Annotated in this window: 31 protein-coding genes and 1 tRNA gene; 10 read left to right on the top strand and 22 right to left on the bottom strand. The window is 56.6% G+C overall.

Going from position 1 to position 24,162, the window contains the following annotated elements; genetic code table 11:
• Positions 1–98: 98 nt before the first annotated feature.
• Both MPAL_RS01585 and MPAL_RS01580 read left to right on the top strand, forming a co-directional pair.
• Positions 99–470, top strand: coding sequence for a Mov34/MPN/PAD-1 family protein (locus MPAL_RS01585; RefSeq protein ID WP_012617012.1), 372 nt, complete (start codon positions 99–101; stop codon positions 468–470).
• The gene (locus tag MPAL_RS01580) at positions 467–928 is read left to right on the top strand and encodes an adenylyltransferase/cytidyltransferase family protein (RefSeq protein WP_012617011.1); all 462 of its coding nucleotides are present in this window, start codon (positions 467–469) and stop codon (positions 926–928) included. The genes MPAL_RS01585 and MPAL_RS01580 overlap by 4 nt, the downstream gene beginning before the upstream one ends.
• Here MPAL_RS01580 and MPAL_RS01575 read toward each other — a convergent pair.
• The 6 genes from MPAL_RS01575 to MPAL_RS01550 all read right to left on the bottom strand — a co-directional run bounded on the left by MPAL_RS01575 (position 867) and on the right by MPAL_RS01550 (position 3,642).
• Positions 867–1,505: a flavodoxin family protein gene (locus MPAL_RS01575; protein ID WP_012617010.1), complete on the bottom strand. Its 639-nt coding sequence runs from the start codon at positions 1,503–1,505 to the stop codon at positions 867–869. The two genes, MPAL_RS01580 and MPAL_RS01575, sit on opposite strands and share 62 nt — an antisense overlap.
• Positions 1,502–2,116, bottom strand: a complete 615-nt coding sequence (locus MPAL_RS01570; RefSeq protein ID WP_012617009.1) for a flavodoxin family protein — start codon at positions 2,114–2,116, stop codon at positions 1,502–1,504. Before MPAL_RS01570 ends, MPAL_RS01575 begins: the two co-directional genes overlap by 4 nt.
• A 65-nt stretch (positions 2,117–2,181) precedes the next feature.
• Positions 2,182–2,853 (bottom strand): peroxiredoxin, encoded by a 672-nt coding sequence (locus MPAL_RS01565; protein WP_012617008.1) that lies wholly within the window; start codon positions 2,851–2,853, stop codon positions 2,182–2,184.
• A gap of 12 nt (positions 2,854–2,865) precedes the next feature.
• Positions 2,866–3,210 carry a carboxymuconolactone decarboxylase family protein gene (locus tag MPAL_RS01560; protein WP_012617007.1) on the bottom strand — a complete coding sequence of 115 codons (345 nt, stop codon included), beginning with the start codon at positions 3,208–3,210 and terminating at the stop codon, positions 2,866–2,868.
• Positions 3,211–3,214: 4 nt separating this feature from the next.
• Complete coding sequence (locus tag MPAL_RS01555; RefSeq protein WP_012617006.1) at positions 3,215–3,340, bottom strand: desulfoferrodoxin FeS4 iron-binding domain-containing protein; 126 nt, start codon at positions 3,338–3,340, stop codon at positions 3,215–3,217.
• Between the two features lie 50 nt (positions 3,341–3,390).
• Positions 3,391–3,642 (bottom strand): zinc ribbon-containing protein, encoded by a 252-nt coding sequence (locus MPAL_RS01550; RefSeq protein WP_012617005.1) that lies wholly within the window; start codon positions 3,640–3,642, stop codon positions 3,391–3,393.
• 103 nt (positions 3,643–3,745) lie between these two features.
• Here MPAL_RS01550 and MPAL_RS01545 point away from each other — a divergent pair, with 103 nt between their 5' ends.
• Complete coding sequence (locus MPAL_RS01545; protein WP_012617004.1) at positions 3,746–4,345, top strand: flavodoxin family protein; 600 nt, start codon at positions 3,746–3,748, stop codon at positions 4,343–4,345.
• A 3-nt stretch (positions 4,346–4,348) separates the two neighbouring features.
• Here the strand turns inward: MPAL_RS01545 and radC are convergent, their stop codons facing one another.
• The gene (radC, locus tag MPAL_RS01540) at positions 4,349–5,047 is read right to left on the bottom strand and encodes a RadC family protein (protein WP_330217436.1); all 699 of its coding nucleotides are present in this window, start codon (positions 5,045–5,047) and stop codon (positions 4,349–4,351) included.
• A gap of 841 nt (positions 5,048–5,888) precedes the next feature.
• Between radC and MPAL_RS01535 the strand changes: the two genes are divergently transcribed.
• Positions 5,889–6,389, top strand: a complete 501-nt coding sequence (locus MPAL_RS01535) for a rubrerythrin family protein (RefSeq protein WP_012617002.1) — start codon at positions 5,889–5,891, stop codon at positions 6,387–6,389.
• 239 nt (positions 6,390–6,628) lie between these two features.
• Here MPAL_RS01535 and nifB read toward each other — a convergent pair whose 3' ends face one another.
• From nifB to MPAL_RS01520, 3 genes are all read right to left on the bottom strand, one after another.
• A complete protein-coding gene (nifB, locus tag MPAL_RS01530; RefSeq protein WP_012617001.1) occupies positions 6,629–7,540 on the bottom strand; it encodes a nitrogenase cofactor biosynthesis protein NifB in 912 nt (303 codons plus the stop codon).
• Positions 7,541–7,602: 62 nt separating this feature from the next.
• Entirely contained in the window at positions 7,603–7,923 is a 321-nt protein-coding gene (locus tag MPAL_RS01525; protein ID WP_048145035.1) for a tetratricopeptide repeat protein, read from the bottom strand.
• Positions 7,924–7,932: 9 nt separating this feature from the next.
• Positions 7,933–8,433: an Hsp20/alpha crystallin family protein gene (locus MPAL_RS01520; RefSeq protein WP_012617000.1), complete on the bottom strand. Its 501-nt coding sequence runs from the start codon at positions 8,431–8,433 to the stop codon at positions 7,933–7,935.
• Positions 8,434–8,652: 219 nt separating this feature from the next.
• On the opposite strand from MPAL_RS01520, the gene MPAL_RS01515 reads away from it, so the two are divergent.
• The 3 genes from MPAL_RS01515 (at position 8,653) to MPAL_RS01505 (ending at position 10,763) form a co-directional block, all read left to right on the top strand.
• Positions 8,653–9,822 (top strand): redox-regulated ATPase YchF, encoded by a 1,170-nt coding sequence (locus MPAL_RS01515; protein WP_012616999.1) that lies wholly within the window; start codon positions 8,653–8,655, stop codon positions 9,820–9,822.
• A gap of 145 nt (positions 9,823–9,967) precedes the next feature.
• Positions 9,968–10,330 (top strand): GyrI-like domain-containing protein, encoded by a 363-nt coding sequence (locus MPAL_RS14090; RefSeq protein ID WP_012616998.1) that lies wholly within the window; start codon positions 9,968–9,970, stop codon positions 10,328–10,330.
• A 112-nt stretch (positions 10,331–10,442) separates the two neighbouring features.
• On the top strand, positions 10,443–10,763 hold the full coding sequence (locus tag MPAL_RS01505; protein ID WP_012616997.1) for a hypothetical protein: 321 nt from the start codon (positions 10,443–10,445) through the stop codon (positions 10,761–10,763).
• On the opposite strand, the gene MPAL_RS01500 is transcribed toward MPAL_RS01505, so the two are convergent.
• The 3 genes from MPAL_RS01500 to MPAL_RS01490 all read right to left on the bottom strand — a co-directional run bounded on the left by MPAL_RS01500 (position 10,764) and on the right by MPAL_RS01490 (position 13,478).
• Positions 10,764–11,906: a DUF373 family protein gene (locus tag MPAL_RS01500; RefSeq protein ID WP_048145033.1), complete on the bottom strand. Its 1,143-nt coding sequence runs from the start codon at positions 11,904–11,906 to the stop codon at positions 10,764–10,766.
• Between the two features lie 196 nt (positions 11,907–12,102).
• On the bottom strand, positions 12,103–12,963 hold the full coding sequence (locus MPAL_RS01495) for a coiled-coil protein (protein WP_012616995.1): 861 nt from the start codon (positions 12,961–12,963) through the stop codon (positions 12,103–12,105).
• Between the two features lie 443 nt (positions 12,964–13,406).
• Positions 13,407–13,478: transfer RNA gene (locus MPAL_RS01490), tRNA-Arg, on the bottom strand.
• Between the two features lie 153 nt (positions 13,479–13,631).
• Here MPAL_RS01490 and MPAL_RS01485 point away from each other — a divergent pair.
• Both MPAL_RS01485 and MPAL_RS01480 read left to right on the top strand, forming a co-directional pair.
• On the top strand, positions 13,632–14,069 hold the full coding sequence (locus MPAL_RS01485) for a dCTP deaminase (RefSeq protein WP_012616994.1): 438 nt from the start codon (positions 13,632–13,634) through the stop codon (positions 14,067–14,069).
• Between the two features lie 2 nt (positions 14,070–14,071).
• Entirely contained in the window at positions 14,072–15,022 is a 951-nt protein-coding gene (locus MPAL_RS01480) for a DUF128 domain-containing protein (protein WP_012616993.1), read from the top strand.
• Here MPAL_RS01480 and sepS read toward each other — a convergent pair.
• From sepS to MPAL_RS01435, 9 genes are read right to left on the bottom strand one after another with little or no spacing between them, the layout of a single operon-like run.
• On the bottom strand, positions 14,999–16,588 hold the full coding sequence (sepS, locus tag MPAL_RS01475; protein WP_012616992.1) for an O-phosphoserine--tRNA ligase: 1,590 nt from the start codon (positions 16,586–16,588) through the stop codon (positions 14,999–15,001). The two genes, MPAL_RS01480 and sepS, sit on opposite strands and share 24 nt — an antisense overlap.
• Positions 16,585–17,478: a 4-demethylwyosine synthase TYW1 gene (twy1, locus tag MPAL_RS01470; protein WP_012616991.1), complete on the bottom strand. Its 894-nt coding sequence runs from the start codon at positions 17,476–17,478 to the stop codon at positions 16,585–16,587. Before twy1 ends, sepS begins: the two co-directional genes overlap by 4 nt.
• Complete coding sequence (argS, locus tag MPAL_RS01465) at positions 17,459–19,138, bottom strand: arginine--tRNA ligase (RefSeq protein WP_012616990.1); 1,680 nt, start codon at positions 19,136–19,138, stop codon at positions 17,459–17,461. The genes twy1 and argS overlap by 20 nt, the downstream gene beginning before the upstream one ends.
• Positions 19,138–20,409, bottom strand: a complete 1,272-nt coding sequence (gene prf1, locus MPAL_RS01460) for a peptide chain release factor aRF-1 (RefSeq protein ID WP_012616989.1) — start codon at positions 20,407–20,409, stop codon at positions 19,138–19,140. The genes argS and prf1 overlap by 1 nt, the downstream gene beginning before the upstream one ends.
• 6 nt (positions 20,410–20,415) lie before the next feature.
• Positions 20,416–21,372 (bottom strand): alpha/beta hydrolase family protein, encoded by a 957-nt coding sequence (locus MPAL_RS01455; protein WP_012616988.1) that lies wholly within the window; start codon positions 21,370–21,372, stop codon positions 20,416–20,418.
• A 4-nt stretch (positions 21,373–21,376) separates the two neighbouring features.
• Positions 21,377–21,871, bottom strand: coding sequence for an NUDIX hydrolase (locus MPAL_RS01450; RefSeq protein WP_012616987.1), 495 nt, complete (start codon positions 21,869–21,871; stop codon positions 21,377–21,379).
• Between the two features lie 2 nt (positions 21,872–21,873).
• Positions 21,874–22,539: a 7-cyano-7-deazaguanine synthase QueC gene (queC, locus tag MPAL_RS01445; protein WP_012616986.1), complete on the bottom strand. Its 666-nt coding sequence runs from the start codon at positions 22,537–22,539 to the stop codon at positions 21,874–21,876.
• Positions 22,540–22,541: 2 nt separating this feature from the next.
• Positions 22,542–23,150 (bottom strand): 7-carboxy-7-deazaguanine synthase QueE, encoded by a 609-nt coding sequence (locus MPAL_RS01440; RefSeq protein WP_012616985.1) that lies wholly within the window; start codon positions 23,148–23,150, stop codon positions 22,542–22,544.
• A complete protein-coding gene (locus MPAL_RS01435) occupies positions 23,147–23,551 on the bottom strand; it encodes a 6-carboxytetrahydropterin synthase (RefSeq protein ID WP_048145557.1) in 405 nt (134 codons plus the stop codon). The genes MPAL_RS01440 and MPAL_RS01435 overlap by 4 nt, the downstream gene beginning before the upstream one ends.
• Positions 23,552–23,728: 177 nt before the next feature.
• On the opposite strand from MPAL_RS01435, the gene MPAL_RS01430 reads away from it, so the two are divergent.
• Entirely contained in the window at positions 23,729–24,157 is a 429-nt protein-coding gene (locus MPAL_RS01430; RefSeq protein ID WP_012616983.1) for a 30S ribosomal protein S12, read from the top strand.
• Positions 24,158–24,162: the final 5 nt, after the last annotated feature.

Raw genomic sequence — 24,162 nt, 5'->3', positions numbered from 1 at the left:
ATAAAAACTGAAATGGCAGGAGACGATAATGGTCACGCCCGAAACCCGGAACAGAATCTCCGGGTTTTATCTGCCAGTATCTCCTACGCTGGAGAGCTATGAAAGTCACCGGGATCAGCAGGGATCTCCTCGATCTCCTCCTTGAGATGGGAAAGGACCGCCATCCCTATGAATTTGTCGGGCTGTTGAGCGAGCGGGACGGGGTGATCGACGAGATCTCCCTGGTACCGGGCACCATCAGCGGGGAGACCTCAGCCAGCGTCTTCATGGAGATGATGCCCCTGGACACCCACAAGTGTGGGTCCGCCCACAGCCACCCCAATGGGGTGCTGTATCCCTCCGATGCGGATCTATCGTTTTTCCCCCGGGCAGGACGTTATAACCTGATCATCGGGTATCCCTATGATGAAGTGGACTGGGTCTGTTTTACAGCAGATGGCGAGCGTTACCCGCTTGAGGTGATCCCATAAGGCGCATCGTCGCAACCGGGACCTTCGACCTCCTCCACCCCGGTCACCTCTTCTATCTGCAGGAGTCGAAGAAACTCGGGGACGAACTGTATGTGATCGTGGCCAGGGACCGGAATGTCAAGCACAAACCCCGACCGATCATCCCGGAAGAGCAGCGGCTGCAGATGGTTGCAGCATTAAAACCGGTGGACCATGCCCTGCTCGGGGACACCACCGATATGTTCCGGCCGATCGAGGCGATCAGGCCGGACGTGATCACACTCGGGTTCAATCAGAACTTCGACCCGGCAGTGCTGACCGAAGCGTTGAAGGCCCGGTCACTCTCTGCTGAGGTGGTCAGGATCGGTGGCTACGGGGACCGGGTGCTCTGCAGCTCCAGAAGGATCGTGCAACGGGTCATCGAGACCCGGGGGCCATCGCTTCGGGTCGGACAGAACACTGACCCTGAAGATCTCTGACGACTGATTCTCCGAGGTTCGATGCGTCGACGAGTGCGGTTGGGTGGCCCTCAATCCCCCCATACCGGTCCATCCCGTTCACAGTCAGCCGTTCATAGTCTGCAAACCCAAGGCCATGAAAGAATGCGGTCATCACCGGAAGGGCTGCATCGAAGACGGTCTCCTTGGAGAGACCGGCGGTCGAGAGGAAGACCCCGCGCCGGCAGGCAGGATCGGCCAGTTTCTCCGGCCGGGTCTTTAAGATCCAGCGCTGTGCCCAGAGATACTGTCCCCGGTCGACCAGCGCCTTCAGTTCCGCGGTGATCCCCATACTGTAGATTGGAGAGGCAATCACACAGCAGTCGATGCCGGCCATCCGTTCGATCAGTGGGATGGCATCGTCATGCAGCACGCAGATCCCGGTTTTATGGCAGGCGTTGCACCCCCTGCACGGACGATACTGTAGATTGATCAGCACCACCTTTTCAATCTCACCCCCAGCCTCCTGAGCCCCGGCAAGGAAGTGATCGAGCAGCACCTCAGTGTTGCCATGCCGATGTGGAGATCCAAGCACACCGAGCACCCGAACTGCGGTCATGAAGAGAGACGCTCCGTGATCAGGGCGATCGTCTGATCGGCGATCGCTTCGGCCTCTGTCCGTGCGGTCGGATGGGCCTTGACTGCCCCGGCCTCGTCGACCCCGTTGATCAGCAGATACTTCATCTCCGGGTCCCGGATAGCGCTGACATGGAAGAAGCACTTCACCGAGGGGAGAGCTCCATCGAAGACATACGGCCAGGTCTGCCCGGCAGTCGCGATCAACAACCCTACCCGTTTCCCGACCCGTTCAACCGGGATGACCGGGAGATGCAACACGTACTTCCGCGACCGGAAGACCTGAGCCCGATCGATCAGAGCTTTGACCTGTGCACAGACCCCCATACAGTAGATGGGCAGGGCCACTATCACGACATCTGCATCGACAATCGAATCATAAAGGGGGGTCATGCCGTCGTCCTGCACGCACCGGTTCAATCTCTCACAGGCATTGCACCCCTTACACGGGTGCACATCCGCCTCGTTCAGCACCACCTTCTCCACCACGACGCCGTCCTTCTTCTCCATCGCTGCAATAACCCAGTCGAGGAGGGTCTCAGAGTTTCCGTGCCGGCGTGGGCTTGCGGCAAAGGCGAGCACCTTGATCTCCATAGTCTCTGCTATTTGCAGATCTGAATTAAAAAAGGTTGTTCATTAGAGATCGACCCCATGAGGGGTCAGACCGATTTATAGCAGAGGTACCAATCCTTGCACTCATAGCCCTCGCCAGCACGGGCCTTCATCTGGGCGACTGTCTTTGGCGGGGCGACGACGACCTTCTCGCCAGGCTGCCAGTTGACAGGCGTTGAAACCCCATGGGCGTCGGTGGTCTGCAGGGCCTTCACCAGGCGGATAATCTCAGGGATATATCGACCATTCGTCTGCGGGTAGTAGATCATTGCCCGAAGGATCCCCTTGTCATCGATGAAGAAGACAGAACGGACCGTCGCGGTGTTTGACATCGCCGGATGGATCATCCCGTATCGTGACGCTATCCGCATATCGAGGTCTGCAATCACCGGAAACGGGATCTCGACACCCATCTTCTCCTCGATCGCATGGATCCAGGCGAGATGTGCGGAGACACTGTCAATGGAGAGACCAATCAACTGCACATTCAGTGCCTTCAACTCATCAGCGACTGCGGCAAAACCCATGAATTCGGTTGTACAGACCGGCGTAAAGTCAGCTGGATGTGAGAAGAGGACGACCCACTTCCCTTTCAGATCAGAGAGTTTCAACTCACCCTGTGTGGTCAGGGCGGTAAAATCTGGCGCAGGTTCACCGAGGATCGGCATCGCCGCGTACTCATCTTCACACCCGCATCCACATGCATCTTCAAGTTCCATTCCAAAAACCCCTTACTTCTTACAGATCTCTTCTGCTGCAGCCCTGCCATAGACATAGGCCGGCATCCCCGCGAGCAGGAACGTGACACGGAGCGCTTCTTCAATCTGATCGAGGGTGACCCCGAGATTTGCAGCCCCGGCCAGTTGTGCCCGAACAGCATGCTGATCACGCATCGCCGCCGCAACAGCGATGGCAATCAACTTCTTCTGCTGGCGCGAGATCGCACCATCTGCCCAGACCAGCTGGTCCAGACCCATCACACTTGCAAACAGGTCAGGGTTGGTATCCTTGAGATCCTTGAAGATCTTTGGCACCTTGCCGATCTTCTCTTCCAGTTCATTCATCTTCTGATCCATAGAATCACTCTCTGATAGTCATCGGTTCACCGCAGCAGATCAGTTCGCCGCCGCCGACTTCCTTGACTTCCACAACATTTCCACAGATATTACAGACGTAAACCTGCCCAACTTTCGATACATTCACCATAATGATCTCCCATGTTCCGGCACTGCCGGATCTCTTCTGAAATACCCCAATTACTGAGCGCTGTCCCCTCTCTTCGGAGGGTGCTGCACATCTTCGACGGTCTTGATGTCAGGCCTGATATGCGTCATCGGGAAGCACTGGTACTCTTCGCACGAGCACTTCGGACACTTCCGCAGGTCCTGTTCTGTATCCGAGAGTTCGGTTTCATAACCGCAGTCGATACAGACATATTTTCCTGGACTAACCTTGTTCCCTGCTTTAACATGATCTCCTTCTGTCAGAGTTCTCACCGAATGGTTCATAGACACCTGAACTATATATGAATTGCGTTATTGACCATTTTTCCTTCATTACGCTGAATTCTGACAGCAGATCTTATATTATGCTGCGATAATACAGACTGCCATGGAGAAGAGAGTCATTGGGATACTCGGCAGCCCGCTTGAAGAGGGGAACACCGCATTGCTTCTGGATACTGCCCTTCAGGGGGCTGAAAAAGCCGGATGCGCCGTCGAGAAGATCATCGTCTCGCAGATGCAGATCTCTGGATGTATGGAGATGATGCACTGTAAAGACCACCCGATCTGCGAAGTCGAGGACGATATGATCCCGGTGTATGGGAAGATCAGAGACTGCGACGGATTGATCATCGCCACCCCGATCATGACGATGGGGATACCAGGTGAACTGAAGTGTTTTATGGACCGGTTCCAGGTCTTCTTTATGGCAAAGTATGTCAGACGGCAACCACTGGTCAGTGCAGAGCGTGAGAAGCAGCGACAGGGACTCTTCATTGCGATCTCAGGGATGAACAGGAAGGACGTCTTCTCCGGGGCATTGCTGAGTGTGGCTGCATTCTTCGACATCATCGGGATGAGATTTGCCGATCAGTTGCTGATCAATGACATGGACCAGAAACAGAACCTGCGCAACTACCCGGACCTGGTCGACGAGGCGTATACAAAGGGAGAGACACTCGGGAGACTGCTGATCAGCACCCCCTGATCCTCAGATCAACCCCTGCTCCTTCATCGAGAGAAATCCCTTTTTAGAGATGATCAGATGGTCGAGAACCGCGATGCCAAGAATTTTACCGGCCTCGACCAGTTGCCTGGTCACGGCCCGATCCTGCTCGCTCGGGAGCAGGGACCCGGAGGGGTGGTTGTGGACGAAGATCACCGAGGCCGCCCGGTCGGTGATCGCATCGGCGAATGCCTCACGAGGATGGATCTGGCTCTGATTCAGCAGACCGACGGTGATCGTCCGGACCTTGACCATCTCGCCAGCACCATTCATCGTGATGCTGATGAAGTGTTCCTGCTTCTCCTCCCGCAGGTCGGGAAGCAGAGGCAGTACATCCTCGGGTCGCTGGATCCTGACTGGCTCCTCCTCGATGTACCGCCGGGCCAGCTCAAAACAGGCCAGCAACTGGCAGGCTTTGACATGACCGATACCGGGGATTTTTGCCAGGGTCGAGTAGTTGAGCTCCGGGTAATCCCTGTTCAACTGTTCCTCCACCACCGTTGCGACGGAGAGCACCGAGTGTCCATGCACTCCCTTACCGATGATCGCGGCGATCAGTTCCCGGTCGGTCAGAACAGAAGCCCCGCGCTTCTGGATCTTCTCCCGCGGCCGCTCGATCACCGGGATCCCGCTGATCTGCACAGGTTGAGATTCAGCAACCACCCGGTACTTCACAGGCTTCACTGATCTCTTTATAGAAAGGAACCCCCTGAAAAAGATTCTGAACTGATCTTCGTGATGCCGTGTATCGTATCGGTATCCCCCAGTCGACATTCATTCTGTTCAATCCATCGACTTCCCTATTCATCGTAAGGAACGGTCCATCTTATACTCGATTTAGGCTTGATGGGAGACGAGACGACAGACGCAGAATCTGTTGCGTGAGAAGGTAAACAAGGAGCATTTAAGAGCAACTCAAGGATATCAGGGCGGTAAAAAATATATTAATCAGGGGGGTGACAAATCCCCCCCGGAAATCACAGCGAGTGCGTGCTGTGATGCATGAGGCAAAATGTTCTGGTTCGAGTGTAGACCATGATGAGTGAATGGGTAGCCAGATGGTGCGTGGGTGTGAATACAGGATACCAGTATCACATACGCATAGCAGAGACAGAAGATCGTCTGCTGATCATAGGGAGTACATGTCCAGGTTGGCCCATCCAAATCATCTCTGTTGGACGACAACACTGCCCGGAGCTCCGGATACCCGAATAGACATGGGCAGCGACGCCGGGTGCGTCCGGGCCAGGTGCGAGTCTATCGATATTCGCGTCGTATGTGTTCATTACTACGTTCCTGTTCACCTTTGTGAACACATAGTATAGAGTAGGGAAGGTAATATACCCTGATTTTGCGTCAGATTTTGCCGCATTTTTCCCCATCACTGCAGGTTTGAGATCACAGACACCTCAAAACCAGGGACCCTAATTGTACAGAAAACGGCATGATCCCCAGACATTTAAACAAGTGTTCTGGACCTCATGAAGAACCTTTAAGTAGCATATTTCCTGATACACTATAGATTATGGCAACAGAAGACGATGCATTAGAAGCCTTTGCAGGCGAATCTCAGGCGAACAGAAAGTATCTGGCCTTCTCAGAGAAGGCTGTTGGAGAGGGGTTCGCCAATGTCGGAAAACTCTTCCTCGCGGCTTCAGAGGCTGAGGCGATCCATGCCAGGCGGCTACTGCAGGTGCTCGGTGCCGTGAAGTCGACCGCCACAAACCTTGAGGGATCTGTCGAGGGAGAGACTCATGAGTACACCGAGATGTACCCACAGTTCGTCAGGGACGCCGAGGCAGAGGGACGCATGGACGCGGTGATGGCATTTAAACATGCAATGAAGGCCGAGGAGGTCCACGCAGGGCTCTATAAACAGGCTGTAGAAGCGGTGAAGAGCGGGAAAGACTTTGAGGCGCAGACGATCTATCTCTGCCCGATCTGTGGGAACATCGTCGTCGACACAGTCCCCGACAAGTGCCCGATCTGCAATGCGAAGGGCTCACTCTTTAAAGCGGTTCAGTGAACATCAATTCAGTGAATCGTCGGTTCAGTGAATCAGGAAAGAGAACACCCCAGGATCCCGGCACAGGTACCTGTGTCGACAGAGGTGAGGTCTGGAACCAAAGATCTCTGAACACTTTTTTTAACACACCATCGCTGAACCCATTCTCAAGAGAGCCAGCAACGATGATCGGTTAACATCGACAGGTCTGTTCTGACAGATTGTCCCCAAGGCGGTGACGAACCTGTCCAAAAAAAGATTCAATCCTTCTTCGTTCCCTCGTCCCCATACACACAGGACTGGACGTCATGACCGATCTTTCCGATGGCGTCGGCCCTGCACCGCTGGCAGTGACGCATCTGCTTGATATAGGGTGCACACTGGTCCTGCATCGCCCGCTTCTCAGCAGGGGTCGGCGGGACGATATCAGCGAACTTGTACTGTGCGATCAGGGGGATCAGGTTGAAGGTATACGCCCCCATCGCACTGGTCTTCCTGGCGATCTCAAGGATCTGATCGTCATTGACCCCGGGAATGTAGACGGTGTTTATCTTGACGATCATATGCTTCTTCACAGCCAGTTCGATCCCTTTCAGCTGATTCTCAAGGAGGATCTTCGCCCCTTCGACCCCCTCGTACCGGTTCCCATGGTAGTTGATGAACGAGTAGATCTTCGCCCCAACCTCAGGGTCCAGCGCGTTCAGCGTGACCGTGACGTTTCCAACCCCATACTTCTCAAGCAGGTCGATCTTCTCGGGGAGGAGGAGCCCATTGGTGCTGATGCATCGGATCGTGGACGGGAAGAACTCGTGGACCAGCCGCAGGGTCTCGAAGGTCTCCTCGTTGGCCAGCGGCTCGCCGGGACCTGCGATCCCGATCACCTTGATGTAGTTGTACTGGGCCATCACCTTCTTGATCATCGCAACCGCCTCATCCGGGGTTAAGACACGGCTGGTGACGCCAGGACGGGACTCGTTCACACAGTCATAGTCACGGACACAGTAGTTGCATTGAATATTGCACCGAGGGGCGACCGGCAGATGCATCCTCCCGAAGGAGTGGCACGCCTTCTCACTAAAACAGGGGTGTTCCTGGATCTTCCTCATCTGTTCAGGGTCCCACTGAACCTCCCTGCCCTGAACAGTTGCCACCTTATAGCCATCTTCTGCCATATACCAGCCAGTATCTCTGCATCTGCCCATATAAAAGCATTGGATGGGGTGAAAAAAGAGATTCAGGCCCTCGGCGCCTGCATCCCCTCTTCATATACCTGCACCGACTCCTGATGCCGGCCCAGCGCCGCAAGGGTGCTGGAGATGGCCAGGAGCAGCCCGCGATGGCGAACACCTGCCAGGGATTCGGCCTTCCGGTATGAATCAAGAGCCTCCTGGTAGCGCTCGAGGGCGTAGAGCATGTTCCCCCTGGCCATTAAAAACTCATGGTTCTCCGGCTCAATTGCGAGCGCAGCCTCAAATGAGGCCAGCGCATCGGTATAAAGATACCGCTTCTTCTGGAGGATCCCCTGGTTGTAGTGATCACGGGCAGTCGACGTCATTCCAGCCCATCACTCGATCGGGATCATCGTACCATGTTCGACAGGAAGTTTGTGGAGATGCACCTCAAGGACGCCGTTCTTGAAGCTGGACGTGGCATTCTCCGCGCTGACCTCTGACGGGAGGACCAGCAGCCGATCCATAGAACCGAAAACCCGTTCCTGCAGTATGACATGCCCCTCCTCGCTCGTCTTCTCATGTTCGACCTTCCGCTCGCAGGAGATCTGGAGCGTATTCGGATTGACCAGCCGCAGAGTGATATCACCCTTCTCCACGCCAGGGATGTCGGCGACGATGATCACCTCGTCCCCCATCTCCCGGATATCGATACGAATATCACCCCGCAGGGCCGGCACCTGTTCTCCCGCAGATGACCCTACTGCAGGAAGAAGCCCTCCAGGAAAGAACCTGGAAGGATCCCTCATCGACTGGAATCTACTCTCCATCGCTGCCATCATCTCATCGAGCTCGCGCCCCCAGAGGCTGAACGGATTATCTCTTCCAAAAGCCATTATCAATCTCTCCTTTTCACTTCTACCGTTCATCCGGTTGTTCCGGTGAACTAACCAAAAGTAAGTGGTTATATTATTTAAAATAATTTATTACCCTCCCTGCACTGATCATCGGTCGATCCAGGGAGGTACAGGGTAGATATTTACGAGACAGCGAACAACCCTCATCTGCATTGGTCCCCGCCAAGGGGATGGCACTGCAGGGGAGCTGTACCCAGTATGATAACGATCGCATTAGCCGGAAAACCAAACTGTGGCAAATCCACATTCTTTAAAGCTGCCACTCTTGCAGATGCAGAGATTGCCAACTATCCATTCACCACCATCGATGCCAACCATGGGGTCGCCTATGTGCGGGTCCCGTGCCAGTGCAAAGAGATGAAGGTCTCGTGCGGGGTCTGTCATGATGGCTTTCGGTTCATCCCGGTGAACCTGATCGATGTCGCCGGGCTGGTTCCTGAGGCACACACTGGTCGTGGACTTGGAAACCAGTTCCTGGACAACCTCCGTCAGGCCAACGCGATCATCCATGTCGTGGATGCAAGCGGGGCCACCGACGCCGAGGGAAACCCGGTCGACCTGGGATCCCATGACCCGGTCGGGGATATCACGTTCCTGACCCATGAGATGACGATGTGGCTCTATGGAATCGTTGAGAAGCACTGGTCAAGACTGCTGCGGACGGCGCAGTCCAAGCCCGTTGTGCTGACCAACGGCCTCGCCGAGGTGGTAGCAGGGCTCGGAATCACCCTTGAAGATCTCCAGTACGTGGAGAAAGAGACTGGGGTCGATCTGGTCCATGCCAACACCGAGCAGTTGATCGCCTTCTGCGAACAACTGCTCCTCCAGACCAAGCCGATGCTGATCATCGGAAACAAAGCGGACCTGGCCAATGAGACCCTGCGTGCACGCCTGACAGAGGAGAAGATCCCGCTGGTCAGTGGTGCGGCAGAACTGGCCCTTCGGAATGCAGATAAGGCGCACCTGATCCATTACATCCCCGGGGACACCATCTTTACAGTCCCTGAAGGGGCCGTGCTGAACGGACCGCAGAAGAAGGCGCTGCAGCAGATGGCAACGGTGGTGAAGACCCTGAACGGGACGGGCGTGCAGCAGACGATCAACAGGGTCGTCTTCGATCTGCTCGACCAGATCGTGGTCTACCCGGTCGAGGACGAGAACCACCTGACCGACGGCCGTGGACGGGTGCTCCCTGACGCGTTCCTGCTGAAGAAGGGGTCGACCCCCCGCGACCTGGCCTACCGGGTCCACACCGACATCGGCAAAGGGTTCCTGTATGCGATCGACGCCAAGACCAAGATGAGAATCAAGGACAGCCAGCAGTTAAAAGACGGCGATATCATCAGGATCGTCTCGGCAACCAAGTGATCCTATACCAGATCGTCACCTGGAAGCACAATAATTCCATCTCTTTTATCCGAATAGATCTCATAGTGCATTGCATCTCCAGACTCTTCCCCGAGGGAGACTGCGGCACCCCACATCATTTCCGGCAGCATAGTATCGTGTAACCATGGCACTCAACCGGATCCCCATCGGGACATTCTCGCTGATCACCCGACTCTCTCAGAAAGCACTGAGGCTCTATGACGATCGCGGGTTGCTCGTTCCGGAATCAAAGGATCGCATCACCGGATGCGTCGCGGTGACCGACCCCGCCATCGAGGTCAAGACGATCCCGGGCGGAAGTCACCTGACCCTGGTCTATCAGGGGGCCTATCCCGGATTGCATGAAGCGTGGAGCCGTATCTTTGTCTATCAGGAAGAGAAGGGATACAGGATTGCAGGGCCTGGGCGGGAGCTCTACCTGAACGATCCTGCCCAGGTGCCAGAAGAAGACCTGCTCACCGAACTGCACCTGCCGATCATCCCCTGATAACCAAAGAGAGAACGACTGCCTGGACCGGGCAGATCATCCACACTTTTCTCTGATCGTCATCATCCGAAACATTTAACCTGCCGGCAGGTGAAGCACTGATCGATCATAGATGAGCGGCGAGATCTTTCAGGCACAGGTGGTGAAGAACTTTTTTGAGACGATCACGGGATCGGATCGGAACATCACCAGGATCTACATGTGCGTGGTCTCGGTCGCAAAACTGCGGAACGAACCCCCCGATAAGTTGTCATTCCTGATCGATCAACTGAAGAAGAGCCGGCAGCATCATGAACTTTCGATCGATCTCCTCGACTACATGTGCGATGTCGCAGACGCCCTCGACCAGCCGTTCGTCCAGGCTGCCTTTGGCGTCCGAGACCTGGCAACAAACGCGCAGGAGTTCAGTTCTATCAGCCTGGACTCGCTCTGATCACTCGTGAGGGGAGAGAGGAACGTCCCCATCATCGGCAGGGGGTACTGCCAATCGTTTCAGCCGAGCCTGCACCGACAGCCCGACAACCAGGGAGACCAGAGAGCCAGCGATCGTCACCAGCAGGTATCTGAGCGCAGCCTCGGTGGTCAGCACGAACTCAGGGGCTCCGCTTACCGCAAGCATGTAGGTACTGATCCCATAGATAACTAGCGCGAGCATCACCACCACGAATGGGAGAATCACAACCCTCCAGAGGTTCTCCCGCTCGGCCAGGTAGACATCCAGGATCTTCCCCGCTGTCGAAACGAGCCCGGCTCCAGCAAACCAGGGAATCGCACCATATAAGAATGCAAGGAGCAGGTACAACATCCCCACCAGTTCGGGCGTCAGGTAGTAGACGATCATCGTGGTCAGCCCAGAAAGGATCCCAAAAAGGATCAGGAAGAGGGAGACCAGGTTGGTGATCACTGCGTACCGCCCCCGACTCAGCGACTCATACAGGGAATGATAGGAATAGCCGAAGACCTCATCGACACCGAATCCCTTGAGGAGCAGATAGACCCCGATCACGCCTACCACGATCACCACAGCCACCTCAGGGTAGCCAAGCAGGTACGCAGTCGCATAGAGAAGCATCGCAAGGCCGACCGGAACCAGCAGCGGTCGTGAGATCTTCGGGTCATCGAGCAGTTTCTTGAGAATATAATAGGTCCCCTCAAGGTTGGGCATCTGGCTGACCACGACACGCTTGATACTCGACACCGGAAGCCTGGACTGGATGATCGGGATCACATAATCATCCTCAGCTCCGTCGGTGACCATGATACAGTCAGTGACTCCCGTGGCCCGGATCACCTGGTCGAGCGAACGGGCGATCAACCGGTCCCCCTCGATCATGTGAAAGTGATCCCCGCTGATCACTGCGATGGCCACCTGCTGCCCTTCCCGCTTCAGGTCGTCGTAGATCTTGATCGTCTGAAAGATCGCATTCACATCAGAATCCTCAGGATCGACCAGGGCCAGAGCCGTCGCCGTCTCCAGACAGGCTTCGCGGCCAACGACAGGGCTCGCTACCCCTGCCTTATAGCCGATATCATCGTCCCTGTCCACAGAGAGGATGAGGGTCCACCCGTCTGACATTGACATAGTGATTGTATCAGATCTATTAAATAATAGTGTTAAACACACCATTCCAGACCGATCCCAAACTTTTTGAGTTGAGGACTGGTCTATTATTGGACCGATTCGGCCACCACAATGCTAGAAAACCCTACAAGGATCAGATGATGCCTTGAGTGCCCGACCCATCCCGGGTATCACTCCAGATAAAAAAGGGTTATACCAGTTTTGAGCGCTGGAGGAGGAGGAGGTCGTCCGTTGTCAACTTCTCGCCGCCACGGAACGAGGTGAAGATCCGCTCTGCCTCTTTCCTGACCGCCTTCTGTTCCTTGGTCACTTTGGTCTTGCGGGTCTTCTTGCGCAGGCCACCGATCACCTTGTCATAGTCACGCAGCTCCTTCTGGCAGGCCAGGAAGAACTTGTGTTCTGCGTCGGCTGACTCCTGAGCCTCGACAAAACTCTTGTGGGCCTCGTCTGCTGACTCACGTGACTTGTCGGCACTCCGGTAGTTCTCAACCATCTGGTCGTGATACTTCTGAGCAAGCTCGGCGAGTTCGGTCACCTTCGCATGGATGTCTGATGCACCCTTACGAAACTCACGGGCATCGTTCAGCTTGGTCCGCATATCCTTATTCTGCTCAAGCTCAGACTCCTGATCCCGAACCTCAGACTTCATCTGCTTGATCTTGTCGATCAGTTCCCGCTCCTTGTCGGTGCTGATCACTTCAGTTTGCTGCCTGAATTCAAGGTGCTCGATCTGCTTCTGCAGCTCCTTGATCCCGCGGTTCTTCAGGTTGCCGTGCTCCTTCTTGAAGTCCTCGATCTCCTCGAAGAGCACATTTGCCTGCTCGTTCAGTGCATTTCTCTCTTCCTTTAAGGACTGGACTGAACGGTTCGACTCGTCACGAAGATCCTTGTTCTTCTGGGCTTCGTCGACAAACTCCCGAGTCTTTGTATTCAGAGCATTTCGCTCGCGTGCGAACTTGCTGGCAAGTGCATTGAGCTCGTTTCTTCTCTCTTTGTGTTGTTCAGACTCTGCAAGAATCTTCTTTCTCTTCTCTATCAGTTCATTCAGCATGCTTTACCCATCCTCGCCCATCAGTTGATGCGGGATACCTCCCAGAGAGGGGTGGTGGTAATGAGGACAGTATCTGGAATTGAGAGGAAACCCTGAGGAGAAACGAGACTACAAAAGAGGACTGGTCGGACTCATATGCGAATCCCTTGTTCTTCTGATGGTGCATCATGTTCAACTCCCGATACCATTGCCACAGATAGTACTATTATGCGGCAATCCTTACCATACCCGCCCATGTCAGGAGGTATACCAAGACGTTCTATTATTCAAAGGACACGGAGGTAATTAATTTTTTCGTAAAAATCTGCCACCACCGGGGTGACACCCAGCAGATCATCACAGGAAACATCGATATATCCACTGGAATATGCACTGATCGCAGGGCTTGTCAGGGAATATCTTAAAAAAGGACACCAGTTGATTTTGCGCGGCATTCGGTATCACGGACCCACCGGGATTCGAACCCGGGTCCTTGGGTTCGAAGCCCAAGAGGATATCCACTACCCTATGGATCCACCTGCAGTATACCAACGTCAAAGACCAGCGGGATCCTTCATCCATGCCTTCCTCGATCAGTTCCCACAGCATCCTCTGGCAGGCCAGAGATGTTGCGTTAACCATTATATTATCGAAGGATATTAAGTCTATCCTGCCATTAGAATAATTATATGATCCTTTCAGCGCATCAGATAGAAGAACACCGAACCTGTACGGACCCGGAGCGGCAGTTGATCATCACCCCGTTCTCAGAAGCGTCCCTGCAACCGGCCTCCTATGATCTGCGGGCAGGAGAGGATATCGTCCTCTCATGCGGGGTCTGCACACTGGTCCCGAGCCTGGAACGAGTCGAACTCCCACCTGTGCTGGCTGCAGTGATGCGGTGCAGGTCCTCGTTCGCCCGGCGGGGGGTGCTGCTCGGCGGGGGATTCGTCGACCCCGGGTTTCGGGGGCAGTTGACCCTTGCCCTGACGCTGCTCGGGGAGGAGGAGGTCGTCCTGAAGAGAGGAGACCGGGTCGTCCAGATCATCTTTCACCAGGTGAGCGGGGGCGGGCGGTCCTATGAAGGGCAGTACCAGGACAGCCAGGGGGCTGTACAGGCAAAATGACCATGATAAAAACTGAACGGAAATGTATTGAGATCCTCAGAATCCTCAAGGACCACGAAGAACCAGTCGGGGCCAAGAGGCTCAGCGAACTCATGGCTGAACGGGGATTTATTCTGAGCGATCGAGCCGTCCAGTATTACCTCCGGTACCTGGACGATGCCGGATTCACCAGAAAGGTCGGGAACCAGGGGAGGCTGCTGACCGAGCAGGGACTCTCCGAGACGGACCAGGCCCTGGTCGATGACCGGATCGGATTCATCATCTCAAAACTGGAACGTCTCGCATTCAGGTCCACGTTCAACCCGATCACCGGCACCGGGGACGTCGCTTACAACCTCTCGACGATTCCGGAGGAACGGGTCGACGAGGTTACGGCCGCGTTCGACCAGGTGATCGATGCAGGCTGCGGGTTCTTCAACGCATACCGGATCATCGACCGGCACCCCAAGGTGCCGGCAGGACATGTTGGGTTCATCACCCTCTGCTCGATCACGATGGATGGAGTCTTTCAGCAGCACGGGATCCCGGTCAAGGTCGCGTACGGTGGGACCCTGGCCGTTGAAAACAGAAAGGCCATCGAGTTCACCAACCTGATCGGCTATCGTGGGACGACCATCGACCCGCTCCAGCTCTTCATCTCCTCGGGGCTGACCGCGATCAAGCCGCTGGTCACCACCAGGAGTGGGATCGCCCTCGCCAACATCAGGCAGGTGCCGCTGCCTGCAGAATCACAGGTCAGTGACCTGATCAATGCGATGCGCAACAATGGGTTCGTCTTACCGGTGGAGATGGGACAGACAGTCTTCAATGTCCCGCCAGACCCGCACCGAATCTCCATCGTCTCATACAGCGGGATGAACCTGATAGGAAACTGCGTGGAACTGGGGATCCCGATCAAGACCGAGATCGGGGCCGGCAATATCCAGTTCTCAAAGGTTGTCGGGGATAACTGACCGAACGGTCAGAAACACCGGTCCCCGGACATCGATCTTCTTTTTAGTGTCGGTGATCGACCGCATCGCATACTCTCTGATCTGCAGGTTGATATCACTCGGGAGCTTCGCCATCTTCACCTGGACGGTCGTCCCCTGGCCGCACCGGGCGGCCTCCTCGATCCGTGCAGCCGCCATCGCCGCAGCGGCACCGAGGTAGGTGATCCCGGTCGACACCCCATCGGTCCTGACCGTCTGCCACTTATCAGCGTCAGGCACCCCGAGCACCGAGCCCTGGTACACGAAGATCTCGTTTGCGCAGGCCGGGCCGAGCAGTTTGGAGTTCTCCTCCGGCTCTTCGACAGAGACTCGGACCTGCCGGCCGAAGAGGGTTCCCTCCCAGGCCAAAAAGGAACAGGGACCGGGCTCGGTGGCGTGAGCCCTGGCCACCGCTTCGACGGCCAGCGCGAGGTGACGCCCCTCGACCGAGGCCGGCTCCTCGCGGAGGGTGATCCCAGCGGCCAGTTCACGGTCGGTGAGCACCCGCGGGAAGAACTGCGGATGGGTCAACTGCCTGACATCATCGGCATGGTAGTGGATCATCGCGAGCCGTTCGACACCAAGTCCCAGGTTCATCACCGGCACCCCAATCCCGTACTCGGCGAGCGCCGACGGGGAGTACATCCCGAACGTGGCCACCTCGACCCAGTCATGGACCGGGTGACGGGCGTAGACCTCAGTCTGGGTGTCGGGCATATAATACTTGGACCGTTTCTCGTCGGGCTGGAACCGGAAATCGGTGTACCCAAACGCAGAGAGGAGGGCCTCGCTGACCGCCTTGCCATCCTCAAGGGTCACATCCTCACCGGCGATCACGCAGGAGGCCGAGTGATAACTCATCAGCCGGGTCGGCCCCTCGGCCTGCTCGCGGCGGAAGCACCGGTCGACCGAGAAGAGTTTGATCGGCAGGGGTGTCCGCTCCCAGATCGAGCCGAGCGTCATGAACCAGCCGCTGGTCATATGGCTCCGCAGCGTCGAACGGGACGACTCAGGGCAGAGCGAGCGGAACTCCGGGAAGACGCTGTCCAGGATATGTACCACCCGTGCGTCGTCGGTCTCCAACACCACGGCCAGTTCATGGGTCAGGTCGTCGCCATCGATCGTCGACTTCTTGTAGGCGTGAAGGGTCTCGCGCAGGTGTTCCTCAGTCTCCGCGGTCATCTCGCGACCAAGCAACTCGTTGATCTGATCGAGCTGACCCCTTGCGATCCCGACGTTGGGACGCGGAAGCCCACCCAGGTAGAAGACCCGATCCAGCACGGCCATCGCTTCAGGTCCGAACTGCCGGTACACGTCCTGCTCCTCAATGATCACCGGGTTGGCGCACTCGTCGAAGCCGAGCGAGAGGTAGGTCTGGCGGAGCGCATTGATCATCGCGAAGATCGGATGCTCCCGGGCACGCTGGTACTGCAGATGTGGATACCGGTGCTGATACCCGGCCGGGGTCAAAACCTCCGGCCCCTGATGCCATGCCCCTTCAAAGTCTTCTTTCGCACGTTTCCGATACGCTTCTACGTCAAATCTCATCTGGCTCTCTCCATACACACGACCCTGCTCCCAGGGTGTTCATCCTTGATCGTATATCCGGCATACCTGCCGATCTGCTCTGCAAATCCCCGGACCTTCTGATGATCCGGCATATGCCCCTGCTGTAGACGATTTCTACTGGATCCGAGATACATATACCCTTTCACCTCGACATAGGTCGGGGCCGCGTCCGCGATCATCGCGGCGAACCCGGCCGGGTCGGTGTCATTGATCCCGGCGACCAGGGTGATCCGTATCGCCGATCTCCGACTCCCGAGCAGGGAGAGCGACTCCTGCACCAGTTCCCAGTAGTCCCCCCGTGGTTGACAGAGCCGTTTATAGATCGCCTCGTTCGGGGCATCGAGCGAGACGTACATCTGGTACGGCTTACACTTCCGCAACACCCACGGGCGTGTCCCGTTGGAAACTAAGAAGGTAGTGTACTGTTCCCCTGAAAAGAGATCGATCAGTTCGGGGAGCCGACTGTATCCGGTCGGCTCGCCGGCCAGCGAGATCGCAATATGTCTCGGATGGATCGCTTGATCGAACCGTTCTGCGGTGACATCAGGCGAGACCTTGTACCCGGCCAGCCCTTTCAACTGGAGCCGTGCCACCCCGGCCAGGATCTCCTCCGGGGTGCACTCGGTCTCTTCCTCGACCTCGTGCTCGAACGAACGCCAGCAGAAGAGACAGCGCTGGTTGCACTTGAGTGTCGGGGTCATCTGCACACACCGGTGGCTCTCGATCCCATAGAACTGGTGCTTGTAACACATCTCTCCCCCTTTCAGCGCACGGATGCACCAGAGACAGGGTTTCACGGCAGCAGAGGAACGGGGGGAGAAGAACTGGTACCCCTGCCTCCGGAGCGACTCACATGGATCTGAGTGCATCGATACCGAGGGTCTCCAGCACTTCCTTCAGAGTCTTCTCTGCAGCCAGCACCAGCGTCAGCCGGCTCTCGCGGACAGGCCCCTCGCCCTTCAGCACCGGGTCGTAGTGGTAGAAGGTGTTGAAGAGATCGGCCAGGTCCCGGGCATAGGTGGCCAGCATGTGCGGGCGCAGGTCCCGGACCACGGACTCGATGATAGAGGGGAATTTTGCGATATGCTTCACCAGTGCGATCTCATACGGGCTCTCGAGCAGATCGTACCGCTCCTGGAACGGGCCGGCACGATCGAGGATGCTGCAGGCCCGGGCATGGGCGTACTGGACGTAGGGACCGCTCTGGCGGTCGAAGTCGAGCGCCTCCTTCCAGTCGAAGACCGTCGATTTCTCAGGCGAGACCTTGATGATATCGTACCTGATCGCGGCCCGCGCCACCGAGGCCGCGATTGCGTCGCGCTCTTCAACCGGGATCTCGGGTCTGCGCACCTGCACCTCTTCGATGGCCCGTTTCTGCATCTCCTCGATCAGTTCGTCAGCCGAGACGAAGGTGCCTGCCCTGGTGGACATCGACCCCTCCGGAAGGGAGACGAACTCGAAGTGAACGACCTCCGGCGGCTTCTCAGCGATCAACCGGAGCGTACAGACCAGTTGCCCGGTGATCAGTTTGTGATCGGCCCCGAGCACATCGATCACCCGGTCGAAGTTCCTCCCCTTCCAGATATGGTAGGCGAGGTCGCGGGCCGCATAGACCGAGGTCCCATCGCTCCGGCGGAGCACATAGGACTTCTTATATCCACACGAGGAGAGGTCGAGCGAGAAGGTCCCGTCCTCCTCCGTCGGTGGAACCGCCTGCGGGATCTTCGCCAGCCGCCCGAGAACCTTCTCCATATCCCCAATCTTTACGAAGTCGCTCTCCCAGATGAACCGGTCGTGCTTGACGTTCAGCCCCTGCATGGTGACCTTGAAGCCGTCCAGGCAGCGGCTGACCAGCTCACGGAACTGGGTGGCGGTCGCCGGATCGCGCTTCTCGATCAACTGCATCCGCTCGTCGATCTCAGCCCCCTTATCAGGGTTTGCCTCCAGGTCGCGGTTCGCTGCGACATAGACGCGAGCAATATGGTGGTCCGCCTTCTCCCCGGGTTTTGCACCGGTGTCCAGGTGATCGAACCCATAGGCCACGATCGCGATCTGACGGCCCATATCGTTCACATAATACTGGACCTCGACCCGGTAGCCAGCCTTCCGGAACGCCCGGGCCAGAGTATCCCCGAGGATCGAGTTCCTGATATGCCCGACATGCAGGGGACCATTCGGGTTGGCACTGGTGTGCTCGAGCACGATCCTGACCGGCTTTGTCGGAGCTGTGCCGAAATTGTCCTGTACAGCGGCCTTCAGGGTCTCCTCCAGATACTTCGGACCAAACGAGAAGTTCAGGTACGGACCGAGCGCCTCGACCCGGATACCAGCCAGTTCCGGGTTCGCAGCGAGCGTCACAGCCAGTTCCTCGGCGATCACCTTCGGGGCCTGGTGCCGCTTCTTTGCAAGGGCGAAAGCTACCGTCGATGCGAGGTCTGCATGCTCGCCACCGTCCGTCAGGGCGATCTCCGTCTCATCAGTGCATGCCTTGAGCACGCGTTCAATCAGGGTATAGGTCTCTGTGAACATCAGTATCCGGTCCTGTATCTGAGGAGTGCCGCGATCCCGCCGAACGCAGTGTACAGGATCGAACCCTCCTCAAAGTCGTCTGATATGATCTCCACCTTGGTGGAGGACTGGTCTGCCAGCAGGGTCAGTTCATCGATGATATCGTTCTCTTCTGCCAGTTCAAGGGGGGCGCTGCAGTCGGGGCAGTTGCCGAGGTCTCGGTTCTGCGTATGTTCGCCCGGGGCTGTCTTCACGGTCATCTCGTTGGTATAGCCGCAGGCATGACAGGAGGTCTTCAGCCGGACCTCCCGAAGACTTGCCGAGAGGATCAGGGTCTCGACGGCGCCGAGCTCAAGGTTCTTCCGGACCGAAGCCTCACCATAGGCGGCGACTCCGTCGTCCTTCACCAGTTCCTTGAGAAACCGGTTCATCACCGCCTTCTCCTTCATCACCTCGACACCCTTCAGGGCGTCCTGCGCTGCGTCGACCAGTTCGGCGAGGCCGCTCTCGTTGGTATAGGAGATATCGAAGAGGCCGATCACCCGCTTCTGAACCTCGTGGTGGAGGTAGTTGCCGGCCTCGAACTCCTCCTTTGTCGGAGACGGTCCACCGATCAGCACCCCTTTGAACCGCTCGAAGAAGTCCTTCTCTGCCAGGAAGACCGCACTCGACCGTTCGCCGACCTTGTTATAGAATTCGTTGATGGCGATCTCACGAAGTCGCTGGAAACGAGCCGATGACTGACCCCCTTTCCGCTGCTTGCCCGGAACCGTCGAGGTCGACCCGCCGATGGGATCGATCCGGTTACCGCGGAGAAAACCCCAGTAGGATTCACGCCGGTCCAGCACGAGCAGCCCGTACACCGATTTTTCCTCGAGCATCTCCCGGAGGGGTTCGAGCTCGAAGTTCGAAGAACAGCGGTACATGTACAGGTTCAGCGGTTCAGGCGGCTCGATGACCGTACACTCGAGATCTGTTCGGTCCCCACCAAGCAGGATCGTACCGCAGAAGATCGCCATACCCTTCTCGGGGGGCCGTTTGTAGTATTTAAGTCGCGAGAGGATCGAGGAGATCGCGCTCTGCACATTGGTCCTGGTCTGCTTGCTCTTGATGTTCGAGCACTGCCCGAACTCGTCCCGCAGCTGGGCGGTCACGTCGTAGATCTGCTTATCCGGAGGGATATAGAGCGTGATCAGTTCGGTCCCGCTCCCCTCCTTGGCCTCAAGTTTCTCGAGGGTCTTTTTAAAATCATAGCGGCGGCGTGCCTCATCGATCACTGGTTCTTCATTCATCTGGGTTCACCGACTCTCTGAGCTGTTATTAATTGGGGATGTACTGCCATAAAGATGAGCGCATCTTTCCAGCACCCCGGTATCCACCTCGCTGTTCATCCCATGGTCCCCGTTGAACGGGATGAACTCCTTGGGGTCCTTCGCGTGGGAAAAGAACTCCTGACCATCGGCATAGGGAATGATCGGGTCCTTTTCGGCATGGAAGATCCAGATCGGACGCGGCGAGATCGAACCAAGATAATTCCCGGGGTCAATGCTGGTCAGGAAACGCCGACCATCGTCAGGCGCCCCGTCGGCCGAGATTGCAAACGACGAAGTCGAGACCCCGATGTACCCGGCGAAGTCCGGATCGATCGCGGCGGCGATCGCCGCGTACCGCCCGCCGTTTGAGGATCCAATTGCCATCACCGGTACACCCAGCGTCCGGTTCAGATAGGCCCGGGCATCGGAGAGATCTGCAACAGTCAGGTAGTACTCAGGCCAGGCTCCGGCTTTGAACTGCTGGTAGTCTTTCTGCGGATCGAGGGGGTACCCCGGCGTATCCCCGCCGTTCCCTCTGATGTCGACGAAGAGGAACGCGTACCCTGCCTGGGCATACCTGACCATCTGCGACAGATGCCCCATCGCCTTCTCCTGGGCCCCCGGGGCGAAGACGAAGGCCGCCTTCGGGTGCGCCGGTGTCGAGAGGAGACAGGATACATTCCCCTCAGGGGTGAGCAGCACCACCTGGGTGAGTGTCAGGGTATCGTTCAGTATCAGTACAGTCTCGTTGACAGCCGAGGGCGACCGCTGGATCGAGAGATGACCGGCATTGTCGACCGTGTACGAGGGGGTCGATGTGGTCGTGGTGTTCTGAGGGATCGTGTTCTGGACCTTGTTCTTCTCTTCACCGATGCAACCGGCTGCGGCTGCGAAGAGAATTATCAGCAGGCAACAGAGGCAGAGGAGTGATCGGTGTCCCATCAGATCATCCCCGGCACTGCGCCAGCATACAGATCGTCTTGGCATCGATGATCGTTCCATCGACCACCATCATCCACGCCGCAGCGAGCGAAAGCCGTTCCACCTCGATCACCTCGTCTTCATCCTGCGGATACAGAGAAGAGGGGGTCAGGTCGGTGGCTTTGAAGAGATGGATCTGTTCGTCGGAGAAACCGGGGGTCGTGAGAATCGTCCCGAGAGCGGAGAGCTTCCCGGCGGCAAAACCGGTCTCCTCGATCATCTCCCGATGGGCTGTCTCCACAGGGGTCTCGCCGGGCTCCATCGTCCCTGCCGGCACCTCGTACAGGAACCCGTCGATCGCGTATCGGTACTGCCTGATCAACAGGCAGTCCTCGCCGATGACCGGAAGCATCGCCACCGCCGAACCAGGATGGACGACCACATAGTTGCGCACGCGCCCGTCGGGAAGGCTGAACTCTTTCTCCTCGACGCTCAGGCGGCGGGACCGGTAGACCTCCATCTTCACTCCTCATACGGGATCGGGTCAGAGAGCCCCAGTTCGGCGAAGGCCTTCTGCCGGAAGTGGCAGGATCCGCAGACCCCACAGGCCTTCTCCTCGTTCTGGTAGCAGGACCAGGTATGTTCGTACGGAACCCCGAGGTCAAGCCCCTTCCGTAAGATATCGGTCTTGGTCAGCCCGATAAACGGGGTCAGCAGGTCGATATGGGTGCCGTCGGCGGTCCCGAGATCCATCACCTGTTGAAAGGCCTGGATGAAGGCCGGCCGGCAGTCAGGGTAGCCGCTATAGTCGAGAGCCTGCACCCCGATGAAGATAGCATCGGCATCCCGCGACTCGGCAAATGAGGTCGCGATTGAGAGGAGGTTGGCATTTCGGAACGGCACATAGGTATTCGGAAGCTCCGGCCGGTTCTCGTCGAAGACGTCGACATCGATGGCGGGATCGGTCAGGCTACTCTTGCCAAAGGCTTTGAAGTAACCGAGGTCGAGCGGGATGAACTCCTCGGCTGAGAGCGACCGGGCGATCGCAGTGGCCGACTGCAGTTCCTTCTTTTCAGTCCTCTGACCGTAGTTGAGGTGGAGGGCATGGATATGGTAGCCCATATCCTTTGCAACATAGGCGAGGGTGGATGAGTCCATCCCCCCAGATAGTAAACATACTGCTTTCATTGTTATTTCACTCCGATGATCTTGTGAAGTTGCATCTGAAACGTGACCGGCAGATGGCGGGTCAGCACAAACGAGGCGAGGGCGGTATATTCTGATCCAAAGACCGGCGAGAAGAATATCGTCCCTTTGATCGGATGGTCCCGGATCACCGATTCGGCATAGGCACAGTCCTGCTGGTCTTTGACCACGAATTTCACGCTGTCGGTGACACGAATGTGTTCAAGGAGGGAGAGGTCGGATGTTTCACCTGAGGATGGGCATTTAACGTCCATACAGATCGAGGCATACTCCCCCGATGCGATGAAATCGATAGTTCCATTGGTCTCGATCCCGACAATATACCCGCGGTCCTCAAGAGCCTTCAGCAGCGGAAGAAGTTGATCCTGCTGGAGCAGCGGCTCCCCGCCGGTGATACAGATCAGGGAACAATTCTCCTCACTCACCCGCTCCAGCACCTGCTCGGTGGTCATCTCCTCCCCCAGAGTACAGGCGTACCGGGTATCGCACCAGGAACAGGAGAGGTTGCAGCCGGAGAGCCGGATGAAGATACAGGCCTTTCCCTGATAGACTCCCTCTCCCTGCAGGGAGAGAAAGATCTCACTGATCTTCATAGCATCAACTCTGCATAGCAGGTCGGCGACTCCCAGACCCGGATCTGTCTGACATGGGCATCGAGCCCGAGATCCTGGCACTTCTGGTCGATCATCCCTGCGAGTTCTGTAGCCAGCAGTTCGCTGGTCGGGTCGCCGGGAACCGTCACGACCTCTTGGAACGGTGTGATCGCCTGGACCATCGGATCCTCCTGATTCAGAATGATCTGATGGTCGAACTGTTCGACCGTCTCTTTTATTGTATTGTAATCGACAAGAATACATGAGACCGGATCAGGAGATCCTTCGATCCAGACCTCGACCTTCCAGCGATGACCGTGGAGGTTGTGACACTTCCCCCGATAATGGAAGAGGCGGTGGCTCGCATCGAAGTGCACCTCTTTATAGATCCTGGTATTCATCATATAGTAGTGGATCCGAGTAGGATATATTATTAATTAGCAAGATCGATTGATATAAGCAAGCAGGAACAGAAGTATAATAATATATAAATCCGTTCCGCGCCATTGTATTAATCTCAAAAGACTGAGCAAAAGGTTCTCAGAATATAGAAAAATCAAAGGATAAGAGGGTATTGCATGGGACAGGGTAAATTTGCCGCCAGAAAACTGAAGCGCGACTCAATGAAATTCAGGTGGAGCGACGTGAACTATGCACGCAGGCTCCTCCAGCTCGATATTAAATCCGATCCCCTCGAGGGAGCACCGCAGGCACGGGGCATCGTACTTGAGAAGGTCGGTGTCGAGGCCAAGCAGCCGAACTCTGCGATCAGAAAGTGCGTTCGTGTACAGCTGATCAAGAACGGCCGCCAGATTACCGCGTTTGCAGCAGGCGACGGCGCCATCAACTTCATCGATGAACACGACGAGGTCGAGGTCGAAGGGATCGGTGGAAGACTGGGCCGTTCGATGGGTGATATCCCAGGGGTCAGATTCGTTGTGACCAGCGTGAACAATGTCTGCCTCCACGAGATGGTGATCGGCAGGAAAGAGAAGCCGAGACGGTGAGCACT

Source organism: Methanosphaerula palustris E1-9c (assembly GCF_000021965.1).
GTDB lineage: Archaea > Halobacteriota > Methanomicrobia > Methanomicrobiales > Methanospirillaceae > Methanosphaerula > Methanosphaerula palustris.
The sequence above is the reverse complement of the archived record's forward strand: the minus strand, read 5'-3'. Positions and strand labels throughout refer to the sequence as shown.